At 72.9% G+C, this 11,539-nt stretch carries 12 protein-coding genes and 1 riboswitch; all 12 genes read left to right on the top strand.

Features of this window, described 5'->3' with window-relative positions:
* Positions 1-99 precede the first annotated feature (99 nt).
* The 12 genes from JOE61_RS00800 (at position 100) to gcvP (ending at position 11,538) form a co-directional block, all read left to right on the top strand.
* Positions 100-1,497: a hemolysin family protein gene (locus JOE61_RS00800; protein ID WP_193668739.1), complete on the top strand. Its 1,398-nt coding sequence runs from the start codon at positions 100-102 to the stop codon at positions 1,495-1,497.
* Positions 1,490-2,557, top strand: a complete 1,068-nt coding sequence (locus tag JOE61_RS00795) for a hemolysin family protein (RefSeq protein WP_193668740.1) — start codon at positions 1,490-1,492, stop codon at positions 2,555-2,557. The genes JOE61_RS00800 and JOE61_RS00795 overlap by 8 nt, the downstream gene beginning before the upstream one ends.
* 80 nt (positions 2,558-2,637) lie before the next feature.
* Positions 2,638-3,237 (top strand): cardiolipin synthase ClsA, encoded by a 600-nt coding sequence (gene clsA, locus JOE61_RS00790; RefSeq protein WP_193668741.1) that lies wholly within the window; start codon positions 2,638-2,640, stop codon positions 3,235-3,237.
* Entirely contained in the window at positions 3,230-4,126 is an 897-nt protein-coding gene (locus JOE61_RS00785; protein WP_193668742.1) for a DUF881 domain-containing protein, read from the top strand. The genes clsA and JOE61_RS00785 overlap by 8 nt, the downstream gene beginning before the upstream one ends.
* Complete coding sequence (locus JOE61_RS00780; RefSeq protein ID WP_193668743.1) at positions 4,123-4,455, top strand: small basic family protein; 333 nt, start codon at positions 4,123-4,125, stop codon at positions 4,453-4,455. The genes JOE61_RS00785 and JOE61_RS00780 overlap by 4 nt, the downstream gene beginning before the upstream one ends.
* Positions 4,448-5,203: a DUF881 domain-containing protein gene (locus tag JOE61_RS00775; protein WP_193668744.1), complete on the top strand. Its 756-nt coding sequence runs from the start codon at positions 4,448-4,450 to the stop codon at positions 5,201-5,203. Before JOE61_RS00780 ends, JOE61_RS00775 begins: the two co-directional genes overlap by 8 nt.
* A 31-nt stretch (positions 5,204-5,234) precedes the next feature.
* Positions 5,235-5,621 carry a glycine cleavage system protein GcvH gene (gcvH, locus tag JOE61_RS00770; protein WP_193668745.1) on the top strand — a complete coding sequence of 129 codons (387 nt, stop codon included), beginning with the start codon at positions 5,235-5,237 and terminating at the stop codon, positions 5,619-5,621.
* Positions 5,622-5,732: 111 nt separating this feature from the next.
* The gene (locus tag JOE61_RS00765; RefSeq protein WP_193668746.1) at positions 5,733-6,293 is read left to right on the top strand and encodes a zinc-ribbon and FHA domain-containing protein; all 561 of its coding nucleotides are present in this window, start codon (positions 5,733-5,735) and stop codon (positions 6,291-6,293) included.
* 3 nt (positions 6,294-6,296) lie between these two features.
* The gene (gene ftsR / locus JOE61_RS00760; RefSeq protein WP_443678565.1) at positions 6,297-7,043 is read left to right on the top strand and encodes a transcriptional regulator FtsR; all 747 of its coding nucleotides are present in this window, start codon (positions 6,297-6,299) and stop codon (positions 7,041-7,043) included.
* 69 nt (positions 7,044-7,112) lie between these two features.
* A complete protein-coding gene (locus JOE61_RS00755) occupies positions 7,113-7,586 on the top strand; it encodes a bifunctional nuclease family protein (RefSeq protein WP_193668747.1) in 474 nt (157 codons plus the stop codon).
* Between the two features lie 205 nt (positions 7,587-7,791).
* Positions 7,792-8,373 carry a MerR family transcriptional regulator gene (locus JOE61_RS00750; protein WP_227491680.1) on the top strand — a complete coding sequence of 194 codons (582 nt, stop codon included), beginning with the start codon at positions 7,792-7,794 and terminating at the stop codon, positions 8,371-8,373.
* A 90-nt stretch (positions 8,374-8,463) separates the two neighbouring features.
* A riboswitch (glycine riboswitch) is annotated at positions 8,464-8,573 on the top strand.
* 73 nt (positions 8,574-8,646) lie between these two features.
* Entirely contained in the window at positions 8,647-11,538 is a 2,892-nt protein-coding gene (gene gcvP, locus JOE61_RS00745) for an aminomethyl-transferring glycine dehydrogenase (RefSeq protein ID WP_193668749.1), read from the top strand.
* The last annotated feature ends 1 nt before the right edge of the window (position 11,539 follow it).

Genomic DNA, 11,539 nt, shown 5'->3' with positions numbered 1-11,539 from the left:
ACCCTGAACACCCCCGATGGACGGCTCCCAAAGTCGCCCGCTCTCCTCGAGCCCGCACCGGTGTGACCACCGCGCCGCGGCCGCCCCCGGAGAGCGCCTGTGACCGCCACCCTGCTGCTCCTCGCAGCCCTGTTCCTCGTGATCGCCTGCGGCGTGTTCGTCGCCGCGGAGTTCGCGCTCGTCACCGTCGACCGCACCAAGGTCGAGCAGGCCGCAGCCGACGGTGACGCCGCGGCGATCGGCGTGCAGAGCGCGCTGCGCTCGTTGTCGACCCAGCTCTCCGGGGCCCAGGTCGGCATCACGCTGACCAACCTGGGCATCGGATTCCTCTCCGAGCCCGCGATCGCCGACCTCATCGACGGCCCGCTCGGCTCGGCCGGGCTGCCCGACAGCGCGGTCACGCCGGTGGCGCTCGCGGTCGCGCTGTCGCTGAGCACGATCGTGACCATGCTCTTCGGCGAGCTGGTGCCCAAGAACCTCGCCATCGCGCTGCCGCTGGCCACCGCCCGCGCCACCCAGGCCCCGATGCGCTTCTTCACCGCGGCCAACAAGGGCCCGATCCGGGTCCTCAACGGCGCCGCCAACGCGCTGGTGCGCCGGCTGGGCGTCGAGCCGCAGGAGGAGCTGCGCTCGGCGCGCAGCTCCACCGAGCTGGCCTCGCTCATCGCGCGCTCGGCCGACGAGGGCACCCTCGACGCCGACACCGCCGAGCTGATGGAGCGCTCGGTGGAGTTCGCGACCCGCACCGCGGGCGAGATCATGACCCCGCGGGTGCGCACCCGCTCCCTCGAGCTCAACGACCGCGCCGCGGCCGTGATCGAGCTGACGCGTCAGTCGGGGCACTCCCGCTTCCCCGTGCTCGACGACGACGACGTGGTGGTCGGCACCGTGCACGTCAAGAACGCGGTCGCGCTGCCCGTGCACGAGCGGGCCACGACGAAGGTCAAGCACCTGATGGCCAAGCCGATCGTGGTGCCCGACTCGCTGCGCCTCGACCCGCTCCTGCAGCTGCTGCGCGAGGACGGCTTCCAGATGGCCGTGGTGCTCGACGAGTACGGCGGCCACGCGGGCATCGTGACCCTCGAGGACGTCGTCGAGGAGATCGTCGGCGACATCGCCGACGAGCACGACCGGCTCGGCTCGCGTGCCCGTCAGCGCCGCGACGGCAGCTGGGTGCTCTCGGGCCTCCTGCGCCCCGACGAGGTCGAGGACATCACCGGCATCGAGCTGCCCGAGGACGAGGCCTACGACACCATCGCCGGTCTCGTGCTGCAGGTGCTGGGCCGGGTCCCGGTCGCCGGCGACCTGGCCGAGGTGCCGGTGCCCGACCGCTCCGACCCCGACGAGCCGCGCGAGCGCCTGGCGGTGCTCAGTGTCGAGCACATGGACGGCCTGCGGGTCGACCGGCTGACGCTGCGACTGCTCGAGGGCGACACCGCGGAGAGCGGCGAGGAGCCGGGCACGAGGACCGACCGGTCGGAGGACGACGATGAGTGACCTGACCGGAGTGCTGGTCGCGATCGGCCTGCTGGCCTTCAACGCCTTCTTCGTGGGTGCGGAGTTCGCGCTGATCTCGGCGCGCCGCAGCCAGATCGAGCCGCGTGCCCAGGCGGGCTCGCGGGTGGCGCGCACCACCCTGCGGGCCATGGAGAACGTCTCGCTGATGATGGCCGGCGCCCAGCTGGGCATCACCATCTGCTCGGTCGGCCTGGGCGCCGTCGGCGAGCCGGCGGTCGCCCACCTCATCGAGCCGCTCTTCGAGAGCGCCGGCGTGCCCGAGGCGCTGGTGCACCCGGTGGCGTTCGTGATCGCCCTGGCCGTCGTGGTGTTCCTGCACGTCGTGCTCGGCGAGATGGTGCCCAAGAACATCGCCATCGCCGGCCCCGAGCGCTCGGCGCTGGTGCTCGGCCCCCCGATGTTCTTCGTGGTGACACTGCTGCGCCCGATCATCGTGGCCCTCAACGCCGTGGCCAACACGACGCTGCGGCTGCTGCGCGTCGAGCCGAAGGACGAGATCAGCTCGGCCTTCACCCGCGAGGAGGTCGCGGCGCTGGTCGAGGAGTCGCGCGGCGAGGGGCTCATCGAGGCCGACGAGTACGACCGGCTGGCGGGCGCGCTCGGCTTCACCGAGAAGGCGGTCACCTCGGTGCTGATGCCGGCCTCCTCGCTGACGACGGTGCGTCGCGGATCGACCCCGGCCGAGGTCGAGGCGCTCTGCGCCGCGACCGGCTTCAGCCGCTTCCCGGTCGAGGCCGACGACGGCGAGCTCCTGGGCTACCTGCACATCAAGGACGTGCTCGAGCCCGACGAGGAGCGCCGCTCGCGGCCCCTCGAGGACAAGTGGATCCGTCCCTTCGCGCCGGTCACCCCCGACGACGCCCTGCACGACGCGCTCGAGCAGCTGCAGCGACGCGGCGCGCACATGGCCCGGGTCGTGACCACCGAGGGCACCACCCTGGGCCTGGCCACCCTCGAGGACGTGCTCGAGGAGCTCGTCGGCGAGATCCGCGACGCCGCCCACCACGACGACGGGGCGTCCGCCGACACCGGTGCCTGACCTCGTCTAGGGTGTGCTCGCCGGGCCCGCCCGGTGACGAGGACGCGACCGACGAGCCAGACGGTGGAGTGCAGGCAGCTGTGGTGGACGACGTGGAGCGCAGCACCCGGGTCTGGACGCTCCCCAACGTGCTCAGCGCGCTCCGGCTGGCCGGCGTGCCGGTGTTCCTGTGGCTGGTGCTGGGCCCCGAGGCCGACGGCTGGGCCCTGGGCCTGCTGGTCGTCTCGGGCATCACCGACTTCCTCGACGGCTGGCTCGCGCGGCGCTGGGGGCAGACCTCCGTCCTGGGCCAGGTGCTCGACCCGGTCGCCGACCGCCTCTACATCCTGGCCGTCGTCGTCGGCCTGGCGCTGCGCGACGTCATCCCGTGGTGGATGGCGGTCTCCCTGCCGCTGCGCGACGCCCTGATGTGGGGCCTGGTGCCGCTGCTGCGCACCCGTGGCTACAGCTCGCTGCCGGTGCACTTCCTGGGCAAGGCGGCCACCTTCAACCTGCTCTACGCCTTCCCGCTGCTGCTCCTGGGCGACGGCGAGGGCGCCGTGGCCACCCTGGCCCAGGTCTTCGGCTGGTCCTTCGCCCTGTGGGGCATCGGACTCTACTGGTGGGCGGGGGTCCTGTACGCCTGGCAGGTCAGGCGGCTGCTGGCCACCACCGAGCGCCGGAGCCTGAGGCATGCCTGAGCGACCCGCCGCCCCGCAGCCGCAGGAGGACGCCGGGCGGGCCCCCCTGCCGCCGCAGGTCACCACGCCGCTGCTGACGCTGATCACCCAGCAGTCGATGGACGAGGACTACCTCCACGTCGCCGAGCGCCGCGGTCGCGGCCAGCTCCCGTCCGCGGGCTCGCGCTCGCGCCCGCACCGCACCGCCGCCGTGGTCGTGGCCGTCTTCGGCGTCCTGGTCACCACCGCGGCCGTGCAGACCGCCCAGGACGCAGACGAGAACAGGGCCGGTCGCGCCACGCTGGTCGAGCGGGTCAACGACCGTCGCGCCACCGTCTCCGACCTCCAGGACCGCATCGTGGAGCTGCGCGAGCAGAACGAGCTGGCCACCCAGAACGTCGCCCGGCTCACCGAGACCGCCGTCGAGGCCCAGAGCCGGCTGCGCCGGCTGCAGGTCACCACCGGCTACCTGCCCGTGCAGGGGGAGGGGGTGCGCCTGACGCTGGAGAACCCCGTGGCGGGCGACAACCTGATCCGCGACATCGACCTGCAGAAGGCGGCCAACGGGCTGTGGCTCGCCGGCGCCGAGGCGGTGGCGGTCAACGGGCAGCGCCTGACCGCGGTCAGCGCGATCCGCAACTCCGGGGTGGTCGTCAACGTCAACTCGGTGCCCATCGCCGCGCCGTACGTCGTGACGGCGATCGGCGACAGCCGCAGCCTGCTCGCGCGGTTCCAGGAGACCGCCAGCGGCAGCGCGCTCATCAACGTGGCGCAGGCGCTGGGCTTCGCCTACCGCCAGGAGACCCTGACCTCCGTGAAGCTGCCCGCGGCCCGACGTCGTACGCTCCTGTCGGCCGCACCACTGACCACCGACGAGCCGCGCGCGGAGAACGAGGAGGGCGCCCGATGATCGCCGCCCTCGGCCTGCTGCTGGGCATCGTGCTCGGCCTCGTGCTCCAGCCCGACGTGCCGACGTCGATGGAGGCCTACCTGCCGATCGCGGTCGTCGCCGCGCTCGACGCCGTCTTCGGCGGGCTGCGCGCCTACCTCGACGGGATCTTCGACGACAAGGTCTTCGTGATCTCGTTCGTCAGCAACGTCGTCATCGCGGCGGCCATCGTGTTCATGGGCGACAAGCTCGGCGTGGGCAACCAGCTCACGACCGGTGTCATCGTGGTGCTCGGGATCCGCATCTTCTCCAACGCCGCCGCCATCCGGCGCCACCTCTTCCATGCCTGAGCCCGACCCGCAGCGCCAGGGCGAGCCCCAGTCGGGCCGCAACCGGCTGCTGCACGCACTGAGGACGCCGAGCCGCAACCAGGTGGTCGTCGCCGTGCTCCTGGCCCTGGTGGCGTTCGCCGCCGTCGTGCAGGTGCGCTCGACCGAGGCCGACGACACCTACGCCGGCTACCGCGACGAGGACCTGATCGCGGTCCTCGACGGCCTGGCCGGCACCAGCCAGCGCGCCCGCGCCGAGATCGAGCGCCTCGAGACGACCCGCGACCAGCTGGCCTCCGACAGCGCCGACCAGCGCACGGCGCTGCAGCAGGCGCAGTCGGAGGCCGACACGCTCGCGATCCTCGCCGGGCTGGTGCCGGTGCGCGGGCCCGGGGTGCGCATCACCATCAGCGAGGTGACCGCCCCGGTCAACGCCGACACGGTCGTCGACATGATCCAGAGCCTGCGCGTGGCCGGCGCCGAGGCGATCCAGGTCAACGGCCAGGTGCGCCTGGTCGCCCAGAGCGCCTTCACCGACGTCACCGGCGGGCTCGAGGTCGACGGCCAGGTGCTCAGCGCGCCGTACGTCTTCGACGTGATCGGGCCGCCGTCGGCGCTGACCAACGCAATGACGATCCTCGAGGGCCCCCGTGTGGACCTGCAGGACGAGGGCGCGGAGGTCGAGATCACCGAGCAGGCCTCGATCGACATCGAGGCCGTGGCCGAACCGCTCGATCCGGACTTCGCCCGCCCCCAGGACGCGCAGTAGCCTGCGCGCACCGCCAGCCAGAGGAGACGCCATGTACCCCGACGACCTGTCCTACACCAGCGAGCACGAGTGGGTCCGCACGCCCGGCGAGCACGAGGGGGCGGTGCGGATCGGGATCACCCAGTACGCGCAGGACGCCCTCGGTGACATCGTCTACGTCTCGCTGCCCGAGATCGGCGAGAGCCTCGAGGCCGGCAGCACCTGCGGCGAGCTGGAGTCGACCAAGTCGGTCAGCGACATCTACGCCCCGCTCAGCGGCGAGGTCGTGGCCCGCAACGAGTCCCTCGACGCCACCCCCGAGCTGGTCAACAACGACCCCTACGGCGGCGGCTGGCTCTTCGAGGTCGTGCCCACCGACACCGGTGCGCTCGACGCCCTGATGGACGCCGCGGCGTACGAGGCCTCGCTCGAGGCATGAGCCCTCGCGGTCCGGCTTGCCGGACCCTGCCGGACTGATAGGTTCGGGGCCAACCTTCACCCTCCAGCCGGTGGTGAGGGTTGGCGCCCCGTCGTACAGGAGGAGACAGCGATGCCGTTCTGCACCGCGTGTGGCAGGAAGAACCCCGACGACGCACGCTTCTGCTCCCAGTGCGGCACCCGCCTGGTGACGGCCGACACCGACCAGCCCACCGAGCCCTCGGGCGAGGGGCCGGGGGAGTCGACGGCCACGATCTCGGTGCAGGCCGGCGCGATGGGCACCTCGGGCACGGGCGAGTCCAGCCGGGTCGAGACCTCCGACCGCCAGCTCAACGCGGTCGACGCGGCCGCGGTCGACGCGCTGCCGCCGGGCCACGCGCTGCTCGTGGTGCAGAAGGGCCCGGGCTCGGGCAGCAGGTTCCTGCTCGACGCCGACGTGGTCACCGCCGGGCGCCACCCCGACAGCGAGATCTTCCTCGACGACGTCACGGTCTCGCGCCGCCACGCCGAGTTCCACCGCAGCGGCCCCAGCTTCAGCGTCAGCGACGCCGGGAGCCTCAACGGCACCTACGTCAACCGCGACCGCATCGACCGGGTCCGGCTCAGCGACGGCGACGAGGTGCAGATCGGCAAGTACCGGCTGGTGTTCTTCTCGGGGCACGAGGGCGGCTGAGCCGTGGTCCCAGGTCCGGTCCCGGTCGACGCGGCCTCGGGCGGTGCGCGCGCCCGGATGAACATCGGGCAGGTCCTCGACCTGCTGCGTCCCGACTTCCCGCAGGTCACCATCCCCAAGATCCGGTTCCTGGAGGACAAGGGGCTGATCAAGCCCGAGCGCACGCCCGCGGGCTACCGCAAGTTCGCCGACGCCGACGTCGACCGGCTGCGCTACGTGCTGCGCATGCAGCGCGACCACTACCTGCCGCTGAAGGTGATCGGCGAGCACCTCGACGCGATCGACCGTGGCCTGGAGCCGCCGCCGATCGAGCCGGTGGTGCCCACGGTGCCCTCGGTCGCGCTGGCCGCCGACGGGCTGCCCAGCCCGGCCTCCTTCGCCCGGCGCGACGACCTGCGTCTCTCGCGCCGCGAGCTGCTGAAGGTCGCCGAGATCACCGAGGCGCTGCTCGACCAGCTCGAGCAGTTCGGGCTGCTGACCCCGCGCCCCGGCACGGGGCACTACGACACCGACGCGCTGGTCATCGCCCGCACCGCGCGCGAGCTGGCCGACTTCGGCTTCGAGCCGCGTCACCTGCGCGCCTTCAAGACGGCCGCCGACCGGGAGGTCGGGCTGGTCCAGCAGGTCGTCGCGCCGATGGAGCGGGGCCGCGACGCGGGCGCCAAGGGACGAGCGGCCGAGGCGGTCACCGAGATCGCGGCCCTGTCGGTGCGCCTGCACGCCACGCTCGTCAAGGCCGGGCTGCGCTGATCGGGCGCGGGCACGCCGGGACCACCCGGGGCCCGCGCGACCTCACTACCTGCGGCGTAAGGTGATCGTGTGCGCGAAGTCGATGTCATGGGTGTCCGGGTCGAGATGCCCTCGAACCAGCCGATCGTGCTGCTGCGCGAGGTGACGGGGGAGCGCTACCTCCCGATCTGGATCGGGGCCGTGGAGGCGACCGCGATCGCCTTCGCCCAGCAGGGGGTGACCCCGCCCCGGCCGCTGACCCACGACCTGCTCAAGGACGTGCTGGGCGCGACCGGCAACGAGCTGGTCGAGGTGCGCATCACCGACGTGCGCGACGGCGTCTTCTACGCCACGCTCGTGCTCGGCTCGGGCGTCGAGGTCAGCGCCCGCCCCTCCGACTCGATCGCCCTGGCGCTGCGCACCGGCACCCGGATCGTGTGCTCCGAGGAGGTCCTCGACGAGGCCGGCCTCGCCGTGCCCGCCGAGCAGGAGGACGAGGTCGAGAAGTTCCGCGAGTTCCTCGACCACGTCACCCCCGAGGACTTCGACGGGCCGCAGGAGTAGCCACGACCTCACCCTCGACCTCAGGTTGAGGGTTGCGACACGCCGCGAGAGTCTTTGACCCCCGTCCCCCGGGGGCATACGTTGAGGATGTCTTCGTTGTAACTCCACCGTTGTGGTCGCCTCGGCAGCCACGGCTCCTTCCCTGGGGGTTACGTCCCAGCGGAGTAGACCCACGGAGGACCGCGTGAACGAGCACGAGCAGGAGCTGCGGGCGACCCGCGACGCCGCCGCAGCGGCCGAGGCCGCCGACGAGCAGGGACTCCTCTTCACCGACGACGTCTCACCCCTGCCCAGCGACACCGGCTACCGCGGGCCCACGGCCTGCAACGCCGCGGGCATCACCTACCGCCAGCTCGACTACTGGGCCCGCACCGGGCTCGTCGAGCCGACCGTGCGCGGGGCCAAGGGCTCCGGGTCGCAGCGGCTCTACTCCTTCCGCGACATCTTGATCCTCAAGGTGATCAAGCGCCTGCTCGACGCCGGCATCTCGCTGCAGCAGATCCGCACCGCGGTGCAGCACCTGCGAGCGCGCGGCACCGACGACCTGACCCGTGTCACGTTGATGAGCGACGGCGCCTCGGTCTACGAGTGCACGAGCAACGACGAGGTCATCGACCTGCTCCAGGGCGGCCAGGGCGTCTTCGGCATCGCCATCGGCGGCGTGTGGCGCGAGATCGAGGGCACGCTCGCCGAGCTGCCCAGCGAGCGCACCGCGGCCGACGACGAGGCCACCTCCGGCGCCGGCGACGAGCTCGCCGCCCGCCGCGCCGCCCGCAGCGCCGGCTGAGCCGCACCCCACAGCACCACCTCCACGACCCGCCCGGGCTCCCGGGCGGGTCGTGGTGCGCGTGGGGGGTAGTAGATTGGGCCGCGCTGACCATCCCGTGCGGGAGAGTCCCCGGCGCCGGCCACCACGGCGGCGTGCCGGGGCGCCGAAGGGGCAATTCCTCCCCGGAACCTCTCAGGCGCCAGGACCACGCGGGCCAGGCAACTCTGGAGCGCCCTGCGCGTGACAGAGGGGGAGGCACCCGGACGACCCACACCCGAGGAGCCCGCCACCGTGTCAGACCAGCCCACGCTCGCCCAGCTCGACTCCGCCTCGCCGTTCGTCGATCGCCACGTGGGCCTGCGCCCCGACGACGTCGCCACGATGCTCGAGCGGCTCGGCTTCGACTCCCTCGACGCGCTGATGGATGCGGCCGTGCCGGGCGGGATCCGCCAAGCGGGCGAGCTGGCGCTGCCGCCGGCCATCAGCGAGGCGGAGGCCTCGCGCGAGCTGCGCGCCCTCGCCTCGGCCAACCGGCCCGCCGAGGCGATGATCGGACTGGGCTACCACGCGACCATCACGCCGCCGGTCGTGCGCCGCAACGTGCTCGAGGACCCCTCCTGGTACACCGCCTACACGCCGTACCAGCCCGAGATCTCGCAGGGCCGGCTCGAGGCCCTGATCAACTTCCAGACCGTGGTGGGCGACCTCACCGGCCTGCCCACGGCCAACGCCTCGCTGCTCGACGAGGGCACCGCCGCCGCCGAGGCGATGACGCTGGTGCGTCGCGGCAACCGCAAGGCCAGCGGACCCTTCGTCGTCGACGCCGACGCCCTGCCCCAGACGATCGACGTCGTGCGCACCCGGGCCGAGGGCCTGGGCATCGAGGTCGTCGTGGCCGACCTGGCCGGTGGCCTGCCCGACGGCGAGCTGTGCGGGGTGCTGGTGCAGTACCCCGGTGCCTCGGGCCGGGTGCTCGACCCCCGCCCGCTCATCGACGCCACCCACGAGCGTGGCGCGCTCGCGGTGGTCGCGGCCGACCTGCTGGCCCTGACCCTGCTCGAGGCGCCCGGGGCGATGGGCGCCGACGTGGTGGTCGGCTCCTCGCAGCGCTTCGGCGTGCCGCTGTTCTACGGCGGCCCGCACGCCGGCTACATGTCGGTGGCCCAGGGCCTCGAGCGGCACCTGCCCGGGCGCCTGGTCGGCGTCTCGGTCGACGCCGAGGGCCGTCCGGCCTACCGGCTGGCGCTGCAGACCCGCGAGCAGCACATCCGCCGCGACAAGGCCACCTCCAACATCTGCACCGCCCAGGTGCTGCTCGCCGTGGTCGCCTCGATGTACGCCGTGCACCACGGGCCCGAGGGCCTGCGCGCGATCGCGACCCGCACCCACCGCTACGCGGCGGTCCTGGCCGCCGCGCTGCGCGACGCCGGTCACCCGGTGGCCCACGAGCGGTTCTTCGACACCCTGAGCGTGCCGGTGCCGGGTCGTGCCGCCGAGGTCGTGGCGGCCGCGCGCGAGCTCGGGCTGCACCTGCGCCTGACCGACGACGACACCGTGGGGATCTCGACCTCCGAGACCACCACGGCCTCCACCCTGGTGCGGGTCCTGCAGGCCTTCTCCACGGGCACCGGCCGCACGGCCCTCGACGACGCCGGCATCGAGGCGCTCGACCGCGCCACCCCCGACGCGCTGCCCGACGACCTGCGCCGCAGCACCGACTACCTGACCCACGAGGTCTTCTCGCTGCACCGCAGCGAGACCCAGATGCTGCGCTACCTGCGCCGGCTCTCGGCTCGCGACTACGCCCTCGACCGCGGCATGATCCCGCTCGGCTCGTGCACGATGAAGCTCAACGCCACCACCGAGATGGAGCCGGTCTCGCTGCCCGGCTTCGCCGACCTGCACCCCTTCGCGCCGGCCCAGGACGCCCAGGGCTACCGCGAGCTCGTCGACCAGCTCGAGGAGTGGCTCGGCGAGGTCACCGGCTACGACCGGGTCTCCATCCAGCCCAACGCCGGCTCGCAGGGCGAGCTCGCGGGCCTGCTGGCCATCCGCGGCTACCACCGCGCCAACGGCGACACCGCCCGCGACGTGTGCCTGATCCCCAGCTCGGCGCACGGCACCAACGCGGCGTCCGCGGTGATGGCCGGCATGCGGGTCGTGGTCGTCAAGGCCGGCGACGACGGGTCGGTCGACCTCGACGACCTGCGCGCGCAGTGCGAGAAGCACGCCGACGACCTGGCCGCGATCATGGTCACCTACCCCTCGACCCACGGTGCCTACGAGGAGTCGATCACCGAGCTGTGCCGTGTCGTGCACGAGCACGGCGGGCAGGTCTACGTCGACGGGGCGAACCTCAACGCGCTGCTCGGCTACGCCAAGCCGGGCGAGTTCGGTGGCGACGTCTCGCACCTCAACCTGCACAAGACCTTCTGCATCCCGCACGGCGGCGGCGGCCCGGGCGTGGGCCCGGTCGCGGTGCGCGCCCACCTGGCGCCGTACCTGCCCTCGCACGCCCTGCACCCCGAGGCCGACAAGCGCGAGGGCATCGGCCCCATCTCGGCGGCGCCGTACGGCTCGGCGGGGATCCTGCCGATCTCGTGGGCCTACGTGCGGATGATGGGCGCCGAGGGGCTGACCCGGGCGACCGCGTCGGCCGTGCTCTCGGCCAACTACGTCGCGGCGCGCCTGGGCGAGCACTTCCCCGTGCTCTACCGCGGCCACAGCGACCTGGTGGCCCACGAGTGCATCCTCGACGTGCGCGGGCTGACCAAGGACACCGGCGTGAGCGTCGACGACGTCGCCAAGCGCCTGGTCGACTACGGCTTCCACGCGCCCACCATGTCGTTCCCCGTCGCCGGCACCTTGATGGTCGAGCCGACCGAGTCGGAGGACCTGGCCGAGATCGACCGGTTCTGCGAGGCGATGATCGCCATCAAGGGCGAGATCGACCGGGTCGGTGCGGGGGAGTGGAGCGCCGAGCGGTCGCCGTTGCGCGGCGCCCCGCACACCGCGCGCTGCCTGGTGGGCGAGTGGGACCGCGACTACGACCGCGAGCTCGGTGTCTTCCCCACCGGCATCGACCCCGACAAGTACTGGCCGCCGGTCGCGCGCATCGACCAGGCCTACGGCGACCGCAACCTGGTCTGCGCCTGCCCGCCGCTGGAGGCCTTCGCCGAGTAGC

It is taken from the genome of Nocardioides salarius, assembly GCF_016907435.1.
GTDB classification, from domain to species: Bacteria; Actinomycetota; Actinomycetes; order Propionibacteriales; family Nocardioidaceae; genus Nocardioides; species Nocardioides salarius.
Note: the sequence above shows the minus strand (reverse complement) of the source record. Positions and strands in the feature narration are given on the sequence as shown.

What these genes read in the sequence shown, in the direction of transcription:
- JOE61_RS00795 (WP_193668740.1), top strand. Translation starts at nt 1,490, where the DNA reads ATGAGTGACCTGACCGGAGTGCTGGTCGCGATCGGCCTGCTGGCCTTC.
- JOE61_RS00785 (WP_193668742.1), top strand. Translation starts at nt 3,230, where the DNA reads ATGCCTGAGCGACCCGCCGCCCCGCAGCCGCAGGAGGACGCCGGGCGG.
- JOE61_RS00780 (WP_193668743.1), top strand. Translation starts at nt 4,123, where the DNA reads ATGATCGCCGCCCTCGGCCTGCTGCTGGGCATCGTGCTCGGCCTCGTG.
- JOE61_RS00775 (WP_193668744.1), top strand. Translation starts at nt 4,448, where the DNA reads ATGCCTGAGCCCGACCCGCAGCGCCAGGGCGAGCCCCAGTCGGGCCGC.
- gcvH (WP_193668745.1), top strand. Translation starts at nt 5,235, where the DNA reads ATGTACCCCGACGACCTGTCCTACACCAGCGAGCACGAGTGGGTCCGC.
- JOE61_RS00765 (WP_193668746.1), top strand. Translation starts at nt 5,733, where the DNA reads ATGCCGTTCTGCACCGCGTGTGGCAGGAAGAACCCCGACGACGCACGC.